This is a genomic window from Pseudomonas sp. D5(2026), assembly GCF_057766845.1.
In genome coordinates this window covers 5,238,987-5,259,085 of sequence record NZ_CM173421.1, presented here as the reverse complement: position 1 = coordinate 5,259,085, position 20,099 = coordinate 5,238,987, and the positions used below count along the sequence as shown (strand labels likewise).

The window sequence follows — 20,099 nt, the reverse complement described above, 5'->3', positions numbered from 1 at the left end:
GCATGGCGGTTTTCAGCTTCATCGCACGGAACAATAGCGGCGTTCGTCAGCGCGGCTGCGTAGAGGCCAGTAGTGCGCAACAGGCCCGGCAGCAGCTGCGTGATCAGGGCCTGTTCGTGCTCAAGGTCAAAGCGGCCAGGCAGTCTTCATTTTCCATCGTGCCCGTGCGCAGGCGATTGACGCTTGCCCGGCGGTGCCTGTTGACGCGTCAACTGTCGACCCTTTTGCAGGCGGGCGTGCCGCTGACCGAGGCGCTACAGGCGGTGGCTGCCCAGAACGGTCAACGGCAGGTCCGGCAGGTGTTGCTCGGGGTCGCTGAGCGGGTAGTGGAAGGCAATACGTTTGCAGATGCACTGGCGCACTACCCATTGGCATTCCCGGTTGTCTACCGCGCAACCATAGCTGCTGCAGAGCGCTCCGGGTACCTGGCTGCCGTGCTTGAACGGTTGGCCGAGCATGGCGAACATCAGCAGGCGTTACGCCAGAGGGTACAGCTGGCGATGGCCTATCCCGCGATCCTGATGGTGGTATCGCTGTTGGTGGTGGGTTTTCTGCTCGGTTATGTAGTACCGGACGTTGTTCAGGCATTCAGTCGTGACCACGCCCAACTTCCGCTGGCGACACGGGTATTGATCGCGCTCAGTGACGCGGCCGGGCGCTATGGGGTGATCGCAGTGCTGGCGCTGGCTGCGTTGATCGCATCGATTGCCCTGGCACTTCACCACCCCGCACGCAAACGGCAATGGCATGCCCTGGCGTTGCAGTTGCCCGGCTATGCCGAATTCGTTCGCACACGTGAAGCCGCCCGCTTCGTCAGTACCCTGGCAATTCTTGGCCGTAGTGGTGTCGTGCTGGTGGAAGCAATGAGCATTGGCGCCGGGGTAGTCGGCAATCTGGTGCTACGGGAACGCTTGCTGACTGCCGTGCGCGAAGTAGCCGAAGGTGCAACGCTGGCCAGCAGTCTGGCGCGCAGTAAAACCCTGCCTGCGCTCATGCTGCACATGATTGCCAGTGGTGAGCGAGCAGGGGAGCTGGACAGCATGCTCGAGCGCGCTGCCGACCTTCAGGAAAAGCACCTGGCAGGTCGTATCTCGTTACTGGTCAGCCTGTGCGAGCCCCTGATGCTGCTGGTGATGGGGGGCATCGTGCTGTTCATCGTCCTGGCCATTCTGCTGCCTATTCTCAACCTCAACCAACTGGTCAACTGACATGCTCAATGGCTCTGCACGTCACTCGCAACGTGGCTTCACCCTTATCGAAATCATGGTCGTAGTCATCATCCTTGGTGTACTCGGAGCATTGGTGCTGCCCAATGTCATGAGCCGCCCGGACCATGCCAAGGTCACGGCGGCGCGCACCGATATTCAGTCCATTTCCACTGCACTGGAGATCTACCGGCTGGATAACGGGCGTTATCCGACCACGGCTCAAGGCCTCGAAGCGCTGGTTCGGCGCCCAAGCGTGGCGCCTCTGCCGCGTCAGTGGAACGCCCAGGGCTACCTCAAGCGCGCTGCGTCAGACCCTTGGGGGGCGCCTTACCGGTACGCAAGCCCCGGAGTGCGCTCGGGCCAGGGCTATGACCTGTACTCGTTAGGTGCCGATGGCCAAGCGGGTGGTGAAGGCTTGGATACAGACATCGGTAACTGGGACGAATGATCCGGCGCCGCTCCCAGGGTTTTACCCTCCTTGAATTGCTGTTGGTACTGGTACTGGCAGGTATCGTCATGGGCATGAGCGGTTTGATGGTCGGGCACGATCCGCAACGGACCGCACGCCAGGAGGCCGGGCTGTTCCTGCAGGTGGTTCAACAGGCCAGGCAGCGAGCAGTGCTCGAGGGGCAGACCCTGGGTATTCGCATCGACACTGACGGCTACCAGTTGATGTTGCGTACGGGGCAAACCTGGATGCCGACGGGGCAGCGCCGTAGTTTGAGCCTGAGCCTGCGGCTGGAGATCGACGGGTTGCCGGCAGGGCTTTCGAGGCACGGCGAAACAGCACAACTCACGTTTGCCAGCAACGATGAGTACACCCCGTTCCTGTTGTATTTCCTTGAGGCAGGTGTGCGGCTTGCCCATGTATCGAGCGATGGCCTGAATGACCCCCACCTTCACCTCTGAACGCGGATTCACGTTGCTGGAAGTGCTGGTGGCGTTGGCGATCTTTGCCGTATTGGCTGCGGCCGTGACTGCCGCCAGCCAGCACGTGTTGGTGCAAACGCAGGGTGCCCATGACCGGTTGTTCGCAAGTTGGATCGCTGATAACCGTTTGACCGAGCTTGGCCTTAACCCACTGCCCGTTGCAGGGCAGCGCGCCGAGACAGTCGTTTTTGGCCAGCGCACCTGGTTCGTGCGGGAGTCGATGCATCACCTGGTCGATGTGGGATTGATCGAAGTATCCATCACTGTAGGGCTGGCTGCAGATCGCACAGTGCTCCACCAGGCCACGGGCTGGCTGGAGGGTGGCAATGCTCTGCCATGAAAGCAAAACAGCGGGCCGCCAGCGGGGCTTCACCCTGCTGGAGCTGTTGCTGGCCATTGCCGTATTTGCCCTGCTGGCTCAAGGGACGAGCCAGTTGGTGGCAGCAGTGTTACAGACGGATACGGTACGTCAGCCCCAGGCCGCTGAACTGCGAGCCCTTGGCCGGGCGATGAGCGTAATGCAGCGAGATGCCTTGCAGGGTTATTGGCATGCGGGCAAGGCAAAGGGCAGCGGTCATGGCGTGACGCTGGAAAAGCATCGGGTGAGCTGGGTACTGGGAGCGGAGCGTGACAGCCAGCCGTTACCACGCAGCGATCTGAGAGTCGTGGAGTATTGGTTGGCGGAAGGTGTGCTGTGGCGCCAACGCCGCGGGCTGGAAAATGGCCAGGGCCAGCCTCAGCGCCTGTTGGAGGGGGTTGTCGAGTTGCGTTGGCGCATGCATGCAGCCGGTGTGGGCTGGCAACCCGAGTGGCCATCGGCCCACACCCGGCAACCACCGCAGGCACTTGAGGTGATGTTGTCGACCAAACGATTGCAGGCGATACGCCGCGTGCTGCCGCTGGCCGGGGGCACTCTGTGAAAAGCGCGCAGCAGCGTGGCCTGGCGCTGGTTACCGTGCTACTGGCCATGGCGCTGTTGTCGTTCCTGGTGGCCGGGATGTTGCGCAGCCATCAGGGAATGCTGGGCAGTGTGGGCCAGCAGATTGACGCATCGCAGTTGCTGAAACTGGCGCTGGCCGGGGAGCGTCATGCGCTGGGGCATTTGAAGCAGCAGGTTGCCACTGTGCTTCAGGTGACCCATCTCGGCCAGCCCTGGGCGCGCAGCCGTCAGCTGAGTCTTGGTGAAGGCCAGCTCCGCTATCGCCTGGAAGACCTTTCAGGCCGGTTCAACCTCGCTGCCCTGACGGTGAACGGGACACCCAATCCAGTCTTGCTCAAGCGCTGGAAACGCCTTTGCCGGTCATTGAAGATCGAACCTCCAGCGCTCGATCCGCTGCTGGGGCAGCCCATGCTCGACCCTTCCCAGCTGCGTGCGCTACCAGGCATGGATGCTCAAGCCGTGGCGCGGTTGCAGCCTTGGGTGACAGCCCTGCCGCGCACAGCAGGGCTGAACATCAATACGGCTTCGGCACGGTTGCTGGCGGCCCTTGAAGGTGTGGAGCTGTCTGTTGCGCGGCAGTTGGTAGGCGAGCGCCCCGAGCATGGCATTCCCACCGTGCAACGTTTTCTGGCACTCCCCTCGTTGGACGGCCTGGGCGTCGACAGTCATGGTTTATCCGTGACGAGCCGATGGTACCGCCTGGAGGTTCAGGCAGAACTGGCAGGCAGGCGGATGTACCTCTACAGCGACCTGGAAATCGATTTGGACACGCACCAAGTGCGCGTCATGCGACGTTCATATTCTGCACAACCGGAGCAAAGGCCAGATGAGTAGGCATTACCTGTTTTTACTGGCCCAAGGCATGCCTGCCGCGGGGCTGCAGTGGCCGGCGCTGCTGTACACGGCGCAAGGCGAACAATGCCGAACCACCCTCGGGGCGCTACCTACTTGGTTGGCGGGTGCTGCCGTGGTACTGGTGTTGCCGATGGAGATGGCCGGATGCTGCAAGCTGGACCCGGTGCCGGGCAGGCGGCCGACGCGCGAGTCGCTGGCTTACGCTGCCGAGGAGCAGCTTGCTGAGGCACTGGAAACCTTGCATTTGGCATTCGGTCCCCCAGACGCAGGTGGTTACCGGCAAGTTGTGACAGTCGCGCTGGAGGAGTATCGACACCTCATGTCGATGTTGCAGGCACAGGGCATCGACCCGGTTGCGGTGCATGTAGACGCCGACCTGTTGGGCACTGAGGAGGCTTGCGCGCTATGGTTCGAGGGTCGCTGGCTGTTGGGTGGGGCGGACGGTACGCGCCTGGCTGTCAGTGAACGGCAGGCTCATGTGTTGTCGCGCCGCTTGGCTCCCCGGCTCTGGCTGGCCGAGCCGGGTTCGCCTGGCGAGGCTTTGAGCGACAAGCATGTCGCCAGTGCTGTTGGCAGGCTGGTGGACGGGGGCGGCACTGCGGTGGACCTGCGCCAGGGCACGATGCGTCGACAGCGTAGCAGCCCGCCCTGGCAAGCCTTGGGCGGTGGCATGCTGGCAGCGCTGCTGCTGGTATGTCTGGCTGGTTACCTGCGTGCCGACTGGCTGCAGCAGCAAGCTTTACTGCAGCATGCCGAAAACGTGCAGATGTTCGCGCGCTGGGCTCCCGGGCAGGTGCCCGGCGCTGACCTGGCCGCTCAGGTCCAGGCTCTGGAGCAACGGCCTGGACCACCGACGGCTGTCGAGCGGTTGGCGATGCTTGCAGACCCGTTGGCGGGTGTTGGCAACGTTACGATCGAGCACGCCGAGGCCAAGACCTCAGAGGGTTGGACCATCGACGTCGTCGCCCAAGGTTTCGATGATCTGGAACGCCTTCGCCAGCGTGCCCCAGGGGTGAGGATGGGGCACGCACGGCAGGTCGGCGAAGGTGTACGGGCAACCATCTCCTGGCTGGAGGCTGAATGAAACGCTTGAACAAAAAGGCGCTGGCGCAGCAGTGGCAGCAGATACCGGCTGCCAGGCGAACGATTTTGACGCTGGCACTTTGGGCTGTGGGCCTGTTGATTGTCTGGCAGCTGGCCTGGTTACCGAGCCAGATCCGTTTGCGTAATGCTGAGGCTCACCTTGTGCAAGAACAAGCGTTGGCTGCGCTGTTGAAGCGTGTTACCCAACGCCAACCTCAGTCGGCTGGCACTTCCGAGCCGCTCACGCCTGCCAGTTTGAGCGAGCGTGCACGGCTTGCCGGCCTGCATGTTGCGGGCCTGGAGGCCAGGGAGGGGCAGCTGGAGGTCAGCCTGCAAGGCCCGCCAGCTGCTGTGCTGAGTTGGTTGCATGCCCTGGAACGGGACGGTGGACAGGTTCAGCGCCTGCAGTTGCAGGCTGTGGATGAACAGTTGCAGGTGCAGTTGGCTATGGCGCTGGCTGAAGGCTGAAGTCCGTATTGCTTGTGCGTTCAGGTTGCTTTGGCCGGCAGGCGGCTCAGGTGCAACGCCACCAGCAATGCCACCGCCAGCAAGCTGCCAATGAACAGCCCTATCCCGTTCCAGCCCCACTGGTGCCAGAACACCCCGCCCGCCGTACCGGCCACGCTGGAGCCGGCGTAGTAGCAGAACAGGTACAGTGACGACGCCTGCCCCTTTGCCTTCAGTGCCCGGCGGCCGATCCAGCTGCTGGCCACCGAGTGCGCACCAAAGAAGCCGAAGGTGAACACCAGCATGCCCACGATCACCATCACCAGGGGACTGGCCAGTGTCATCAGCAAGCCAACCGCCATTACCACGATGCTGGCCCAGAATACCTTGCGCCGGCCCAGCTTGTCCGCCAAGGCGCCGACCTGTGCCGAACTGTAGATGCCCGACAGGTAAACCACCGACAGCAAGCCGACCAGCGCCTGGTTCATGTGATAGGGCTCGGCCAGCAGGCGGTAGCCGATGTAGTTGAACAGGGTGACGAAGGCGCCCATCAGCAGGAAGGCTTCAAGGAACAGCCAGGGCAGGCCGGCGTCCTTGAAGTGCACGACAAAACCGTCCAGCAGGCTGCGTGGGTTCATCGTCTGTGCGCGGAAATTGCGTGACTCCGGCAGCACCTTCCAGAACACCAGTGCGGCCACCAGGGCCAGGCCGCCAATGGTCAGCATCGCCGTGTGCCAGCTGACGAAGTCGATCAGTACGCCAGTGATGAGCCGCCCGCTCATGCCGCCAATCGCGTTGCCGCCGATGTACAGGCCCATGGCCAGGCCAATGTGTTGCGGGTGGATCTCTTCGCTCAGGTAGGTCATCGCCACTGCCGCCAGGCCGCTCAGCGACAGGCCGACCAAGGCGCGGGTGGCCAGTACCAGCTCCCAGCTGGGCATCACTGCGCTGGCCAAGGTGGACAGGGCGGCGCAGACCAGCGCGAACACCATCACGGGCTTGCGTCCGATGCGGTCAGAAATGGGGCCGGTGATCAGCAGGCCGAACGCCAGCATGGCGGTGGACACCGACAGCACCAGGCTGCTCTGCGCCGCGTTGATGGCAAACTCCCTGGATAGCAGAGGCATCATCGGCTGTACGCAGTACAGCAAGGCGAAGGTGGCGAAACCGCCGCTGAACAAGGCCAGCACGGTTTTCATGAAGGCGGGTGTGCCTTTTTCGATCCACATTTCGGTCAGGATGGCAGGCTTTGGCTCAAGGAGGAGGGGGGCTACTGCAGTTTTCACGGACGGGTACCTCTGGCGCAATGAAAAAAGCATATAGCTGGCTAACGATTAGGTCCAATATATTGTTCGACCTATTTGAGATGTTTGGCGACTTGTTTGGAGCGGATCATGGAACTGCGTCATCTGCGTTACTTCATTGCTGTGGCCGAAGAGCTGCACTTTGGCCGCGCCGCCCAGCAGCTGGGTATTTCCCAGCCGCCCTTGAGTCAGCAGATCCAGGCCCTTGAGCAGGAGTTGGGGGCCCGGTTGTTCGACCGGACCAATCGTCGTGTCGAACTGAGCGAGGCCGGTCGATTGTTCCTCGAGGAAGCGCGCCAGGTATTGGCGCAGGTGGAGAAGGCTGCGGATGTAGCCCGGCGTGCGCAGTTGGGCGAGCTGGGTGAGATGAAAATCGGCTTCACCTCCTCGGCCCCGTTCACCTCCAAAATCCCCAAGGCCATTCATGCCTTCCGTCAGCGCTTTCCGGCGGTGCACCTGAACCTCAAGGAATTGAGCAGCCGTGACGTGGCCGAAGGGGTATTCGACGAGTCCATCGAGGTGGGGTTGATGCGGCCGATGCCGCTGCCGGAGGGGTTGGTGGCCACCGAGTTGTTCCGAGAACCGTTGGTGGCAGTGATCAATGCCTCGCATCCACTGGCTGAGGGCACCGAACAAGGCGTCTACATGGCGGCGTTGGCCCATGAGCCCTTCGTGTTCTTCCCGCGCAGTTATGGCAGCGGCTTGCATGCACAATTGCTGAGCCTGGCGCGGCATGCAGGTTTCAGCCCCCATTTTGCACAAGAGGCAGGTGAAGCGATGACCATCATCGGCCTGGTCTCGGCGGGGCTAGGGGTGTCGGTGCTGCCGGCGTCGTTCCAGCGCATGCGCATAGAAGGGGTGGTGTACCGTACCTTGCTCGATGAAGAGGCGATGACGGCGGTGTGGCTGGTGCAGCGCGAGCGCGGTCATTCGGTGATGGCCAAGGCATTCGCCGAGTTGTTGACGGGGCAGGTGGTCGGTCAGGCGTGATGCCGGCCAAATGGCGCTGGTCATTGCCCCACAGCCGCCACATACTCGGGCATTCGTTGATACACGGAGGTCAATCATGCGGCGCGTGGTGTTCAATCAGAAAGGTGGCGTGGGCAAGTCGAGCATTGCCTGCAACTTGGCGGCGGTAAGTGCCAATGAAGGTTACCGGACCTTGTTGATCGACCTGGATGCCCAGGCGAACTCGACCCAATACCTCACCGGCCTGACCGGCGAGGACATCCCCATGGGTATTGCCGACTTCTTCAAGCAAAGCCTCTCCAGTGGGCCGTTCAGCAAGAAGAACAAGGTCGATATCTATGAAACCCCGTTCGACAACCTGCATGTGGTCACCGCCACTGCCGAGCTGGCCGACCTGCAACCAAAGCTGGAGGCAAAACACAAGATCAACAAGCTGCGCAAGTTGCTCGACGAGTTGGACGAGGATTACGAGCGTATCTACATCGATACCCCGCCGGCGCTGAACTTCTATGCGGTTTCTGCGCTGATCGCTGCCGATCGCGTGCTGATCCCCTTCGACTGCGACAGCTTCTCGCGACAGGCCTTGTATGGCCTGTTGGCCGAGATTGAAGACCTCAAGGAAGACCACAACGAAGACCTGATGGTTGAAGGCATCGTGGTCAACCAGTTCCAGTCACGTGCCAGCCTGCCACAGCAGATGCTCGACGAGCTGCTGGCCGAAGGGTTGCCGGTGCTGCCGGTGTACTTGGGCAGTTCGGTGAAAATGCGCGAATCGCACCACGCCAGCCTGCCGCTGATTCACCTGGAACCGCGGCACAAGCTGACTCTGCAGTTTGTCGAGTTGCATTCGCTGCTTGAAGAGAACGGTTGAATAGGCCGGAGCGGTTGGCGGGGGATTTTCATCGCTTATGAGATCGAGCGCCGCCCGCGCGGCGCATCGCGAGCTGTGCTCGCTCCTACGTTTGTTTCGGGCCAGTCATGCCTGTGACAGACGCGCGCGACCGCCTTGTTCGCGCAACACGATATCGCGTCGTGCGCCATAACGTTCGCGCGCAAATCCCTCAGGACTGATTGGCCCGAAACAAACGTAGGAGCGAGCACAGCTCGCGATGCGCCGCGCGGGCGGCGCTCGATCTCACAGGCGCCCCCCCCCTCAAGGCCTACGCTTGGCCACCCCAACCCAATCACGCGTACTCCCTAATTCCTTGTAGAAGAGGCGTTACTCAGGAAGAGCAACTGATTTCCAGGTGCTTGCCCCACTCCGGCGGTCGCTCGGCGTAGGCTTGCATCCCGGGCTGTTCCTCGAAAGGCCTGGTCAGTGCTTGGTGCAGCCGTCGAACTTCACTGTAGTCCCCCGCCTCGGCCGCTTCGATGGCGTTCTGCGCCAGGTAGTTGCGCAGCACGTACAGCGGATTCACCGCATGCATCCGCTCACGGCGGCCTTCGGCATTACCGGGTTCACGCCCACAACGGGCCAGGTAGTCTGCGCCCCAGGCATCGAAACCGGCCAGGTCGATAAAGTCATCGCGCACTACCTTCAGTGCCTCGGCCACCGGCTGCTCACCCAATTTGCGGAAGAACAGGCTGTAGTCCACGCCACCGCGTTGCATACACTGCAGCAGGCGCTCGACCAGCGCCATGTCGTCATCTTCGGCCGTGGTCAGCCCCAGGCGCCGGCGCATCAGGTCCAGGTAATGGGCCTGGTACAGCGGCAGGAACAGGCCCAACGCTTCCTTCAGTGGCTCAACTTCGATCACGGTGGTCAGTGCCTGGGCCAGCGCGCTGAGGTTCCAGTGGGCGATGGGCACCTGGTTGGCGTAGCTGTAGCGGCCACGGTCGTCGGAGTGGTTGCAGATGAAGTTGGCATCGAAGTCGTCCAGAAACGCGTACGGGCCGAAGTCGAAGGTGATGCCCAGGATCGACATGTTGTCGGTGTTCATCACGCCGTGGCAGAAGCCATACGCTTGCCAGCGGGCGATCAGTTCGGCATTGCGCTCGACGATGGTGCGGAACATGGCCAGGTAGGGCTGCTCGGCGTCACGGCATTCGGGATAGTGCTGTTCCAGCACGTGGTCGATCAACACGCGCTGCTGCTCGGGCTGCTTGGTGTAGTAGAAGTACTCGAAATGGCCGAAACGCACATGGCTCTGCGCCAGACGCGTCAGCATGGCCGCACTTTCACGGGTTTCACGCCACACCGGGGTGCTGGAACCGATTACGCAAAGTGCCCGGCTGGTAGCGATGCCCAAGGCGTGCAGGGCTTCGGAGGCGAGAAACTCGCGAATCGACGAGCGCAGCACGGCGCGGCCGTCACCCATGCGGGAGTAGGGTGTCTGGCCGGCGCCCTTGAGGTGCAGGTCCCAGTGTTCGCCAGCGTCGTTGAGCACTTCGGCCAGCAGCAGGCCACGGCCGTCGCCCAGTCGTGGGTTGTACGAGCCGAACTGGTGGCCGGAATAAACCATCGCCCGAGGGTCGGCCTCTTCCCACAGTTTGTGGCCGCTGAACAGCTCGGCGAACACCGGCAGTTCGGCCTGGGCGGGGTCGAGGTCAAGCAAAGCCATGGCCGACTCGCTCGCTACCACCAGGCGCGGGTCTGCAATGGGCTCGGGCAGCACCTGGGTGGAGAACGCATCGCCCAGGCGGGCGAAGCGGTTGTCGAAGGTGAGTTGGTCGAGGGCTTTCACGGGACTGCTCCTTGGGTTCGGTGCCAATCGGGCCGCTTGGCGGCCCTTCGCGGGTGAACCCGCTCCTACAAAGAATATGCAGAGCTGAAAGCAGTGCTATCGCTGTGTAGGAGCGGGTTCACCCGCGAACGAGGGCGAAGCCCTCGCAGCCATTTTGCACACAATAAAGTATTCGAGCCCATTCAGGCCGAAGCAGTGCCATCCGATTTCGGCTGTTCCATCGGAATCAATTGCTGCTTGCTACCCTTCGCGTCCATCAAGAATACCTCTACCTGGCGCACCGAGATCTTGATGTTGTGGGCTTTGAACTCGCGGTTGATGTACCGGTTGATCTCGTCCAGCGTCGGGTTGCGGTCGCCCAGGTCACGCACGTGCATGCGCAGTTCGTGGTCCAGCGAGCTTTCGCCGAAGTTGAGGAAGTACACGATCGGTTCCGGATCCTTGAGCACGCGGGGGTTCTCATGCGCGCCCTTGAGCAGCAGGTCGCGCACCAGGTCGAGGTCTGAGCCATAGTCGATGCCCAGCTTCAGCGTCACCCGGGTGACCGTATCGGTCAGCGACCAGTTGATCAGTTGGCCAGTGATGAAGGTCTTGTTGGGGACGATGATGTCCTTGCGGTCGAAGTCGGTAATGGTGGTGGCACGGATGCGGATCTTGCTTACTGTACCCGACAGGTTGCCGATGGTGATGGTGTCGCCAATCCGTACCGGGCGCTCGAACAGGATCATGATGCCGGAGATGAAGTTGGCGAAGATTTCCTGCATGCCGAAGCCCAGCCCTACTGACAGCGCGGCCACCAGCCATTGCAGCTTGTCCCAGCTCACCCCCAGGGTCGACAGGGTACTGACGATGCCGATACCGACGATGGTGTACGACAGCAACGTAGTAGTGGCGTAGGCACTGCCCTGGGCGAGGTTCAGGCGTGACAGCACCAGTACTTCCAGCAGGCCTGGCAAGTTGCCGGCCAGGGCGAAGGTGATGCCGACGATCACCAGTGCGCCGAGCAGGTCGCCGAGGCTGATCGGTACCATGCTGGCGGCGGCGCCGGTGCCGCTGGTGTATTCGTAGAGGACGAAATTGTTGAGGTAGGCGAACACCGAAATCAGGTCGGCCCATACCCAGTACAGGCCGGCGATGAAGCCGCCGAGCAGGGCCAGGCGGATCAGGCGCAGCGACTGCTGGTTGACCTGTTCGATATCCAGCGTTGGCTCTTCGGTGATGACTTCGCCATCCAGCCCTTCCTTGGCCGCCGCACGCTTGCTCAACGCACGCTGGTAGGCCAGGCGTCGTGCAGCTACCGACAGGCCGCGCACGAAGGCGGCTTCGATCACCAGCCAGAACAGCAGCAGGTACAGGGTATAGATCAGACGGTCGGTGAGCTTCAGTGCTGTGTAGTAGTAGCCGAAGCACACGGCGACAAACAGGGCGACGGGCAGGGCGGTGAATGCTACGCCCACGGCCCTGCGAAACAGCGAGGTGTCACGGTGTGCCGGGCTGCTGAGCAGCAGACGGCTGAGCAGCCAGGCCATCAGCGCGTAGCAGGTCAGCACCACGCCGATGCCCAATACGTCGTCTGCCAGTGCCGAAGGCTGGTGCTCGGCCACCGCAACGACGCCGACCAGTGCCAGCACCACGGTGCCCAGGCGGCGAACCCAGCCGCGCAGGAACTCGACCTGCGGTTTGTGCCAGCGGAAGTGGACTTCCGCCACGCCACCGGGTGCGAGGATACGATAGGCGGTGTAGAACACCAGCCAGGCCTGGGCCAGCTGCCAGAGTGCGGCACCCAGGTTGGCATTCTGCCCGCGGGCGTCGATCTGCAGGGCGTAGCTGCACAGCGCCAGGCCAAGGCTGACCGGCATCGCCAGCAGAATGTTGATGAGAATTGCCTGGGGCGTGTGCCATTGGCTGTCACGGCGGAAGTGGCCGATATCCTGGTGCACTTTGCCTAACCGTTGGTAAAGGTATTTGCGCCGCCACAACAGCGCGCCGATCACCAGTAGCAGCGGCAGGAACAGCAACGGGCGCTGGCTCAGGCCATCGGCCAGCTCTTTCAGGCTGGAGCCCCACGGCAGGTTGGCGACCTGGTCGGCCAGGCGCGCTGGCACGTATTGCAGCCAGTCCCAGTCCAGCGGCTTGTTGCTGGGGATCCAGAACATTTGCTCGTCGAGGGTGGTACGCAGGCTCTGCGCGGTGCCCAGCAGTTGCTTCTGGTTGAGTTGCAGGGTGATCGATTCGTTGAGCAGCGCCGACAGCTCGCGGTTCAGCCGCTCCAACAGGTCGCTGCGGGTGATGGCTACATCCAGCAGGGCTTTGCGCAGCTGCGGGGTCACATCTTCCTGGGGTTGCGCCGCCAGCAGCTTGTCGACATAGGTGACCGGGCTGCTCATCTGCTCGCGTTGCTGGTTGACTTCGAACTGGTACAGGCGGGTGTCCGCGATCTGGTCGGCCAGGTCGCGGTCGACCTTCAGGTGCGGCAAGGTCTGTTTCTGCTTATAGAGGATCTTCGACAGCAGCAGGCTTCCCTTGAGCACGTTGATCTGCTCGTCGAGCGCCTGGTCGGCCTGGGTCAGGCTGTCGAGCTGCTGCTTGGTGCGCAGGTTCTGCTGGGTCAATTCGTTAAGGCGATCGGTGCTCTTGAGCAGGTAGTCGGAAAGCTTGAGGTTGACCGCGCTTTCAGTGGCCAGCAGGCTGCTGCCGCCGGCCTTCTGAGCCTCGATCGACTGCTGGGTGACGGCTTCCTGGGACTGGGCCAGGCGTTTGTCGTTGATCAGCGTCTGCAGGTCCTGGATTTCCTGCTCCAGGCGCGCAGCACGCTCGACCAGCAAGTCGTGACGCGCATTGCCGAGGTCTTGCAGCACGCTGTTGCCGGCCAGTTCCTGGCGGCGCAGCAGGGTCAACGCGTTGAGCGAGGCCAGCTCGGCGTTGAGCTGGTTGCGTTGGTCGGCATTGATGGATTTGCCGCCGTCCTTGCCGGTTTTGAGGATGTTGTTGATCTGCTGGGTGCGAGTCTGGCTGCTACTGATCTCGGCCTGGGCGCGTTCGGGGCGAGTTTGCGAGTTGATGATCAGGCTGTTGGCTTCAGACAGCGCCTTTTGCAGTTCGCCCTGCTGCGTGTTGCGTTCGCTGAGCATCTGTTCAAGCTGTGGCACGGTGAGGTTGGCGTAGCGCTGGGCCACCGGTTGTGCCTTGGTTTCCTTGAGCCTGGCCAACTCCTTCTGGCTGTCACTGGTCTCTTTGGGGGCACTGCTCAACTGCTGCTTCAGTGCAGCAAGCTTCTTCTCGCTATCTTCCTTGGCAGCAAGCAGGCTCAACGTTTGTTCGAGCACCTGCTGCAGCGCCTTCTGGTCCGCCTCGGGCAGCTTGCGCTCGGCGATCTTGTCGAGGCTGTTCTGGATGCTGGCGGTGGTCGGGGCTTCTGCCGCAGTAGCCGCAAAAGAAAGGGACAGGCACAACCCGAGCAGGGCTGTGCGAAGGTACACGCGCAGGGACATAGGCAGGCTACTTGTGGATCCGGCTGAAACGAAGTTTAGAGGAACAATCCTGGTCCGGGTCGCGTTCCTTCGGGGAATCTGACGCCTACTTTCTGGATCTTGTTCCCGTCCATGGTTGCCACGGTCCAGATCGTGCCATGCCATTCGACCTGGTCCCCTACTACTGGAGCGCCTCCGACCTTCTGTCGGATGAACTGCGCCAGCGGCATTTTCGCGTCGAGGCCATCGAGTTTCAGGCCGTACAGCGCCGCCACGGCACCCAGTTCGGCATCGCCTTCGAGCACGAAGTCACCGAAGAAACGCAGGTCCAGGCCACGTTGCGGCGCCTGGCTGAACAGTTTGCCCAAGGCAGGCAGGTTGTGCTCGTGGCCGATCACGCAGAGCATGTCGCCAACCTCCAGCACGGTGCTGCCCGACGGGTGCAGCAGTTGCTCGCCACGGAACAGCGCGGCAATCCGCGTGCCTTCGGGCATTTTCAGTTCGCGCAGGGCAGCACCGATGCACCATTTTTCTGCGCCCAGACGGTAGACGAACATTTCCCACTCGCTGGTGATGTGCACCTCAAGGGCGGAACGGGAGATCGGCGCCGGGTCTGGCGGTACCGTCACTTTCAACAGCTTGGCCATCCACGGCAGGCTGGTGCCTTGCACCAGCAGCGATACCAGCACGATGAAGAAGGCCAGGTTGAAGAACAGTTGGGCGTCTGGCAGGCCCGCCATCAGCGGGAACACCGCCAGAATGATCGGTACCGCACCGCGCAGGCCGACCCACGAAATGAAGCCCTTTTCACGGCCGTGGAAAGCCTTGAACGGCAGCAGGGCAGCAACCACCGACAGTGGCCGTGCCACCAGGATCATCCACAGCGCCAGGCCCAGTGCTGGCAGGGCGATGGGCAGCAGGTCGTGCGGCGTGACCAGCAACCCCAGCACCAGGAACATGCCGATCTGGGCCAGCCAGGCCATGCCGTCGAGCATATGCAGGATGCCATGGCGGCTACGGATCGGCCTGTTGCCCAGCACCAGGCCGCACAGGTATACGGCGAGGAAGCCGCTACCATGCAGGGCGTTGGTCAGCGAAAACACCACGAGGCCGCCGGCCACTACCAGAATGGGGTACAGGCCGCCGGCCAGATTGATGCGATTGACCAGTTGCAGCATCAGCCAGCCGCCGCCCAGGCCCACCAGCGCGCCGATACCGAACTCACGCAGCACGTGGCCCAGCAGGCTCCAATGCAGGCCGGTCTCGCCGCTGGCGATCATGTCGATCAAGGTGACCGTGAGAAACACCGCCATTGGGTCGTTGCTGCCCGACTCGATCTCGAGGGTAGCAGAAACCCGCTCGTTCAGGCCTTTGCCGCCGAGCAGCGAGAACACTGCAGCGGCGTCGGTGGAGCCGACGATGGCGCCGATCAGCAGGCCCTGGATCAGGCTGAGCTGGAACAGCCAGGCGGCGACCAGGCCGGTGAGGGCGGTGGTGATCATTACCCCGACCGTGGCCAGCGACAGCGCCGGCCAAAGCGCTACGCGAAAGCTTGCTACCCGCGTGCGCAGGCCACCATCAAGCAGGATGACGGCCAGTGCCAGGTTGCCCACCAGGTAAGCAGTTGGGTAATTGTTGAAGATGATACCGCCACCATCGACACCGGCGAGCATGCCGACGGCGAGGATGATGACCAGAATAGGGATACCCAGGCGCGACGACAGCGAGCTGACCAGGATACTTGCACCCACCAGTAATGCGCCGATCAGGAACAGGCTATTGATGGTGCTTGCATCCAAAGGCAGGTACTCCGAGACAGCGAGGGGGAGGGACTTGGTAGCGCATTTTTCAGCAAAAGCTAGCAGGTCGCGTGCCAATCGATTCTAACCTGAGGCCGACGCAGGCTGTAAAGCGATACCGCATCGTCGTTGCAGCTTGTGGCTGCAATGGTTCGTCCACTGTCAGGCAGCCGAGTAACATGAATGGCAGGAAAACCATTTACCGCGCCTAGATGGCTCAGTGCCTGCTCGGGAAATTTCCTGATTTGCACTATTTGTTGGCGCACCAGGCGGCGGGCCATGTGCTTCGCTACCAGGCCACCGCGACAGCGGGGCGAGAGCGGCTGGTCAGGCAGATCAGTGGCAGGAATGCTTTCTCACGCTGCCCGCCTGAGCAAACGTGAAAGGGGCCGCTGTGCGGCCCCTGATCAAGGTCTCAGCCCTGCTTCACTTCACGCATCGGCTTGCCTTTCACTGGTGCATCCCCTGCCACGTAGTACTTGGCGGTGCTGCGCGGCAGTGGCTTGCGACCACGGATCTTGTCCGAAATCTTCTCGGCAATCATGATCGTGGTGGCATTGAGGTTACCGGTGATGATCAGCGGCATGATCGACGCATCGACCACGCGCAGGCCCTGCATGCCATGCACGCGGCCTTCACCATCGACCACGGCCATGTCGTCGGTGCCCATCTTGCACGAGCAGGATGGGTGGAAGGCGGTTTCGGCGTGCTCGCGGATGAACTTGTCCAGCTGCTCGTCGGTTTGCACGTCGGCGCCCGGGCTGATTTCGCGGCCACGGTACGGGTCCAGGGCCGGCTGGGCCATGATTTCACGGGTCAGGCGGATGCCGTCACGGAATTCCTGCCAGTCCTGCTCGGTGGACATGTAGTTGAACAGGATGCTCGGGTGTTTGCGTGGGTCTTTCGACTTGGCCTGGATGCGGCCGCGAGCAGGCGAGCGCATGGAACCCATGTGCGCCTGGAAGCCATGTTCCTTCACGCCATTGGAGCCGTTGTAGTTAATCGCAACCGGCAGGAAGTGGTACTGGATGTTCGGCCACTTGAACTCAGGGCGGGTACGAATGAAACCACCGGCCTCGAACTGGTTGCTGGCGCCGATGCCGGTGCCATTGAACAACCACTCGGCACCGATGGCCGGCTGGTTCCACCACAGCAGCGATGGGTACAGCGATACCGGCTGGGTGCAGGCGTACTGCAGGTACAGCTCCAGGTGGTCCTGAAGGTTTTCACCAACGCCCGGAAGGTCGTGCACAACCGGGATGTCGAGGCTTTCCAGCAGGGCGCGCGGGCCCACGCCGGAGCGCTGCAGCAGCTGCGGCGAAGCGATGGCGCCAGAGCTGACGATCACTTCCTTGCGGGCGCGGGCTTCAACGCGTTCTTCGCTGTCGCCGACCAGGTAGGTTACGCCTACGGCGCGCTTGCCGTCGAACAGCACGCGGTCGGTCAGGGCGTGGGTGACGATGGTCAGGTTCGGGCGTTTCTTGGCTTGGTCCAGGTAGCCACGGGCGGTGCTGGAGCGGCGGCCGTTCTTGGTCACCGAACGGTCCATCGGGCCGAAGCCTTCCTGTTGGTAGCCGTTGAGGTCTTCGGTACGCGGGTAACCGGCTTGCACACCCGCTTCAACCATGGCGTGGAACAGCGGGTTGTTGCCAGCCTTTGGCGTGGCGACACTGACCGGGCCGTCACCACCGTGGTAGTCGTTAGGTCCGATATCACGGGTTTCGGCTTTGCGGAAGTACGGCAGGCAGTCGAGGTAGGTCCAGTCTTCCAGGCCTGGCAGTTCTGCCCAGCCGTCGAAGTCCATGGCGTTGCCGCGGATGTAGCACATGCCGTTGATCAGCGACGAGCCACCCAGGCCCTTGCCACGGCCACATTCCATACGGCGGCCGTCCATGTAAGGTTCCGGGTCGGTCTCGTAGGCCCAGTTGTAGCGGCGGCCTTGCAGCGGGAAGGCCAGGGCGGCTGGCATCTGGGTGCGGAAGTCGAAGCGGTAGTCGGGGCCACCGGCTTCCAGCAGCAATACGGTGACGCCGGCGTCTTCGGTCAGGCGGGTCGCCAGGGTGTTACCGGCCGAGCCGGCACCGACGATGATGTAATCGAATTCTTGGGACATGAAAGTACCCTCGTGTTGGCGGTGATCGGGGAGCGGGTACGCCCGTGCGCGGTGGCAAGGGCGTGGCTAGACAGGGTTCAGAAAACCGAGTTGTAGCCGCCCAGCTCGACCTGGACCGACTTGATGCGAGTGTATTGAGCCAGCGAGCTGACGCCGTTTTCACGGCCGACGCCCGACTGCTTGTAGCCACCTACCGGCATTTCGGCCGGCGATTCACCCCAGGCGTTGATCCAGCAGATACCGGCTTCGAGCTTGTGGATGATGCGGTGGGCGCGGGTGATGTCGTTGGTGCAGACGCCAGCGGCCAGGCCGTAGTCGGTGTCGTTGGCACGGCGGATCACTTCTTCTTCGGTTTCGTAGGTGAGGATGCTCATCACCGGGCCGAAGATCTCTTCCTTGACGATGGTCATGTCGTCGGTGCAGTCGGTGAACACGGTTGGGGCAACGAAGGCACCTTTGGCGAAGTCACCGGCAGTCAGACGCTCGCCGCCGCACAGGACGCGGGCACCTTCTTCCTTGCCTTTGGCGATGTAGCCCAGCACGCTTTCCATGTGCTGGAAGCTGACCAGCGGGCCGAAGTTGGTGTTTTCGTCTTCCGGGTTGCCAACGCGGATGCGGGCAACGCGCTCGGCGATCTTGGCTTCGAAGGCCGCCTTCATTTCAGCCGGGATGAACACACGGGTGCCATTGGTGCACACCTGGCCCGAGCTGTAGAAGTTGGCCATCATGGCGATGTCAGCAGCCTTGTCCAGATCGGCGTCGGCACAGATGATCAGTGGCGACTTGCCGCCCAGCTCCATGGTCACTTCCTTCAGCGAAGAGCTGGAGGCGCTGGCCATGACTTTCTTGCCGGTGGTGGTGCCGCCGGTGAAGGACACTTTTTCGATGCGCGGGTGCTCGGTCAGCCAGGTGCCGACTTCGCGGCCGCTACCGGTCAGAACGTTGAACACGCCGTTTGGCAGGCCGGCTTCGGTGTAGATCTCAGCCAGTTTCAGGGTGGTCAGCGAGGTGACTTCCGACGGTTTGAAGATCATCGCGTTGCCAGCGGCCAGGGCCGGGGCAGATTTCCACAGGGCGATCTGGATCGGGTAGTTCCAGGCACCGATACCCACGGTCACGCCCAGCGGCTCGCGGCGGGTGTAGACGAAGGACGATTCACGCAGCGGGATCTGCTCGCCCTCGATGGCCGGCACCAGGCCTGCGTAGTATTCCAGCACGTCGGCGCCGGTGACGATGTCGACGTAGCGGGTTTCGGAGTACGACTTGCCGGTGTCCAGGGTTTCCAGCATGGCCAGCTCATCGTTGCGCTCGCGCAGGATGTCGACGGCGCGGCGCAGGATGCGCGAACGCTGCATGGCGGTCATCGCGGCCCAGATCTTCTGGCCACGCTCGGCGCTTTCAACGGCCTTCTCGACGTCTGCCTCGGTAGCACGCTGTACGTGGGCGAGGACTTCGCCAGTGGCCGGGTTGATGGCTTCGAAAGTGGCATCGCTGCCAGCGTCGACGTAAGCGCCATCAATGTAGAGTTTTTGCGTTCCGAAACGGGCCATAGTGTCCTCGCAAGTGCAGTGTGTGGTTTGGCTCGCGCGTCATGCTCCTGCCGGGTTGGCAAGGGCCCTGCGCGCATGGTCAGCAGCCTGGTCGTTTGTGCCCAGGGTGTGCTGCTTGGCCAGTTGTAGTTCCATGTATTCGTAAGCAATCCGTACCGCCTGGTCGGTGTCGAATGCATCACCCGACAGGGCGCCACGCAGCCACAAACCGTCGATCAGGGCTGCCAGGCCGCGGGCTGCCTTGCGCGCATGGTAGAGCGGCAGGGCGCGGCGGAACTGGCAGCACAGGTTGGAATACAAGCGGTGGTCGTTGATCCGCTGCAACCTGTGCAAATCGGGCTGGTGCATGCTGGAAGCCCAGAAGGCCAACCAGGTTTTCATTGCCGGGCCGTTTACCTGGCTGGCATCGAAGTTGCCCTCGATGATCACTTTCAGGTGAGCGCGCGGGCTGTCGTCTTTCAGGGCCTGGCGACGTGCTCTGACGCCTTCGTTGAGCATGCTCATGATGTAACCCATCGTCGCTGCGATCAGGCCGTTCTTGTCCCGAAAGTAGTGACTGATGATGCCGTTCGACACACCGGCCAAACGGGCAATCAGCGCAATGCTGGCGTCCCCCAGTCCGACCTGATCGACTGCCTGCAATGTGGCTTCGATCAACTGCTGGCGCCGGATGGGTTGCATACCGACCTTGGGCATCTTGCTATCTCCTCAGGCCTGCGAGCAGACGACAGGCGGCTGACTCGGCGA

The 20,099-nt window shown here is 62.3% G+C and carries 17 protein-coding genes; 10 read left to right on the top strand and 7 right to left on the bottom strand.

Going from position 1 to position 20,099, the window contains the following annotated elements:
* The first annotated feature begins 2 nt into the window (after positions 1 to 2).
* Genes gspF through AC3B5Q_RS24180 form a run of 8 tightly spaced genes read left to right on the top strand, consistent with a single transcriptional unit; the run spans position 3 to position 5,484 of the window.
* Positions 3 to 1,208 carry a type II secretion system inner membrane protein GspF gene (gene gspF / locus AC3B5Q_RS24215; protein WP_103443681.1) on the top strand — a complete coding sequence of 402 codons (1,206 nt, stop codon included), beginning with the start codon at positions 3 to 5 and terminating at the stop codon, positions 1,206 to 1,208.
* 1 nt (position 1,209) lies between these two features.
* On the top strand, positions 1,210 to 1,656 hold the full coding sequence (gspG, locus tag AC3B5Q_RS24210) for a type II secretion system major pseudopilin GspG (protein WP_021783689.1): 447 nt from the start codon (positions 1,210 to 1,212) through the stop codon (positions 1,654 to 1,656).
* The gene (gene gspH / locus AC3B5Q_RS24205) at positions 1,653 to 2,117 is read left to right on the top strand and encodes a type II secretion system minor pseudopilin GspH (RefSeq protein WP_021783690.1); all 465 of its coding nucleotides are present in this window, start codon (positions 1,653 to 1,655) and stop codon (positions 2,115 to 2,117) included. The genes gspG and gspH overlap by 4 nt, the downstream gene beginning before the upstream one ends.
* Positions 2,095 to 2,478 carry a type II secretion system minor pseudopilin GspI gene (gene gspI, locus AC3B5Q_RS24200; RefSeq protein WP_021783691.1) on the top strand — a complete coding sequence of 128 codons (384 nt, stop codon included), beginning with the start codon at positions 2,095 to 2,097 and terminating at the stop codon, positions 2,476 to 2,478. The genes gspH and gspI overlap by 23 nt, the downstream gene beginning before the upstream one ends.
* Entirely contained in the window at positions 2,465 to 3,058 is a 594-nt protein-coding gene (gene gspJ / locus AC3B5Q_RS24195) for a type II secretion system minor pseudopilin GspJ (RefSeq protein WP_021783692.1), read from the top strand. The genes gspI and gspJ overlap by 14 nt, the downstream gene beginning before the upstream one ends.
* A complete protein-coding gene (locus tag AC3B5Q_RS24190) occupies positions 3,055 to 3,912 on the top strand; it encodes a type II secretion system minor pseudopilin (RefSeq protein ID WP_021783693.1) in 858 nt (285 codons plus the stop codon). Before gspJ ends, AC3B5Q_RS24190 begins: the two co-directional genes overlap by 4 nt.
* Complete coding sequence (gene gspL, locus AC3B5Q_RS24185) at positions 3,905 to 5,017, top strand: type II secretion system protein GspL (protein ID WP_021783694.1); 1,113 nt, start codon at positions 3,905 to 3,907, stop codon at positions 5,015 to 5,017. The genes AC3B5Q_RS24190 and gspL overlap by 8 nt, the downstream gene beginning before the upstream one ends.
* On the top strand, positions 5,014 to 5,484 hold the full coding sequence (locus AC3B5Q_RS24180) for a type II secretion system protein M (protein ID WP_021783695.1): 471 nt from the start codon (positions 5,014 to 5,016) through the stop codon (positions 5,482 to 5,484). Before gspL ends, AC3B5Q_RS24180 begins: the two co-directional genes overlap by 4 nt.
* A 20-nt stretch (positions 5,485 to 5,504) precedes the next feature.
* Here the strand turns inward: AC3B5Q_RS24180 and AC3B5Q_RS24175 are convergent, their stop codons facing one another.
* Positions 5,505 to 6,692, bottom strand: a complete 1,188-nt coding sequence (locus AC3B5Q_RS24175) for an MFS transporter (protein ID WP_223271109.1) — start codon at positions 6,690 to 6,692, stop codon at positions 5,505 to 5,507.
* A gap of 165 nt (positions 6,693 to 6,857) precedes the next feature.
* Here AC3B5Q_RS24175 and AC3B5Q_RS24170 point away from each other — a divergent pair, with 165 nt between their 5' ends.
* Both AC3B5Q_RS24170 and AC3B5Q_RS24165 read left to right on the top strand, forming a co-directional pair.
* Entirely contained in the window at positions 6,858 to 7,757 is a 900-nt protein-coding gene (locus tag AC3B5Q_RS24170) for a LysR family transcriptional regulator (protein WP_021783697.1), read from the top strand.
* Positions 7,758 to 7,833: 76 nt separating this feature from the next.
* Positions 7,834 to 8,607 carry a ParA family protein gene (locus AC3B5Q_RS24165; protein ID WP_021783698.1) on the top strand — a complete coding sequence of 258 codons (774 nt, stop codon included), beginning with the start codon at positions 7,834 to 7,836 and terminating at the stop codon, positions 8,605 to 8,607.
* Positions 8,608 to 8,959: 352 nt separating this feature from the next.
* Here AC3B5Q_RS24165 and selO read toward each other — a convergent pair whose 3' ends face one another.
* The 6 genes from selO to betI form a co-directional block, all read right to left on the bottom strand.
* Positions 8,960 to 10,420, bottom strand: coding sequence for a protein adenylyltransferase SelO (gene selO, locus AC3B5Q_RS24160; RefSeq protein WP_021783699.1), 1,461 nt, complete (start codon positions 10,418 to 10,420; stop codon positions 8,960 to 8,962).
* A 182-nt stretch (positions 10,421 to 10,602) separates the two neighbouring features.
* On the bottom strand, positions 10,603 to 13,911 hold the full coding sequence (gene mscK / locus AC3B5Q_RS24155) for a mechanosensitive channel MscK (RefSeq protein WP_021783700.1): 3,309 nt from the start codon (positions 13,909 to 13,911) through the stop codon (positions 10,603 to 10,605).
* A gap of 35 nt (positions 13,912 to 13,946) precedes the next feature.
* Positions 13,947 to 15,689 (bottom strand): potassium/proton antiporter, encoded by a 1,743-nt coding sequence (locus AC3B5Q_RS24150; RefSeq protein ID WP_021783701.1) that lies wholly within the window; start codon positions 15,687 to 15,689, stop codon positions 13,947 to 13,949.
* A gap of 415 nt (positions 15,690 to 16,104) precedes the next feature.
* Entirely contained in the window at positions 16,105 to 17,802 is a 1,698-nt protein-coding gene (gene betA / locus AC3B5Q_RS24145; RefSeq protein WP_488392765.1) for a choline dehydrogenase, read from the bottom strand.
* Positions 17,803 to 17,879: 77 nt separating this feature from the next.
* Positions 17,880 to 19,352, bottom strand: a complete 1,473-nt coding sequence (betB, locus tag AC3B5Q_RS24140; protein WP_021783704.1) for a betaine-aldehyde dehydrogenase — start codon at positions 19,350 to 19,352, stop codon at positions 17,880 to 17,882.
* A 39-nt stretch (positions 19,353 to 19,391) separates the two neighbouring features.
* Positions 19,392 to 20,048 carry a transcriptional regulator BetI gene (gene betI / locus AC3B5Q_RS24135; protein WP_084850219.1) on the bottom strand — a complete coding sequence of 219 codons (657 nt, stop codon included), beginning with the start codon at positions 20,046 to 20,048 and terminating at the stop codon, positions 19,392 to 19,394.
* Positions 20,049 to 20,099 lie beyond the last annotated feature (51 nt).

Bases quoted from the DNA above. Each gene is read 5' to 3' on its own strand.
- gspF (WP_103443681.1), top strand. From the start codon at position 3: ATGGCGGTTTTCAGCTTCATCGCACGGAACAATAGCGGCGTTCGTCAG.
- gspG (WP_021783689.1), top strand. From the start codon at position 1,210: ATGCTCAATGGCTCTGCACGTCACTCGCAACGTGGCTTCACCCTTATC.
- gspH (WP_021783690.1), top strand. From the start codon at position 1,653: ATGATCCGGCGCCGCTCCCAGGGTTTTACCCTCCTTGAATTGCTGTTG.
- gspI (WP_021783691.1), top strand. From the start codon at position 2,095: ATGACCCCCACCTTCACCTCTGAACGCGGATTCACGTTGCTGGAAGTG.
- gspJ (WP_021783692.1), top strand. From the start codon at position 2,465: ATGCTCTGCCATGAAAGCAAAACAGCGGGCCGCCAGCGGGGCTTCACC.
- gspL (WP_021783694.1), top strand. From the start codon at position 3,905: ATGAGTAGGCATTACCTGTTTTTACTGGCCCAAGGCATGCCTGCCGCG.
- AC3B5Q_RS24180 (WP_021783695.1), top strand. From the start codon at position 5,014: ATGAAACGCTTGAACAAAAAGGCGCTGGCGCAGCAGTGGCAGCAGATA.
- AC3B5Q_RS24175 (WP_223271109.1), bottom strand. From the start codon at position 6,692: ATGTGGATCGAAAAAGGCACACCCGCCTTCATGAAAACCGTGCTGGCC.
- AC3B5Q_RS24170 (WP_021783697.1), top strand. From the start codon at position 6,858: ATGGAACTGCGTCATCTGCGTTACTTCATTGCTGTGGCCGAAGAGCTG.
- AC3B5Q_RS24165 (WP_021783698.1), top strand. From the start codon at position 7,834: ATGCGGCGCGTGGTGTTCAATCAGAAAGGTGGCGTGGGCAAGTCGAGC.
- mscK (WP_021783700.1), bottom strand. From the start codon at position 13,911: ATGTCCCTGCGCGTGTACCTTCGCACAGCCCTGCTCGGGTTGTGCCTG.
- betA (WP_488392765.1), bottom strand. From the start codon at position 17,802: ATGTCCCAAGAATTCGATTACATCATCGTCGGTGCCGGCTCGGCCGGT.
- betB (WP_021783704.1), bottom strand. From the start codon at position 19,352: ATGGCCCGTTTCGGAACGCAAAAACTCTACATTGATGGCGCTTACGTC.
- betI (WP_084850219.1), bottom strand. From the start codon at position 20,048: ATGCCCAAGGTCGGTATGCAACCCATCCGGCGCCAGCAGTTGATCGAA.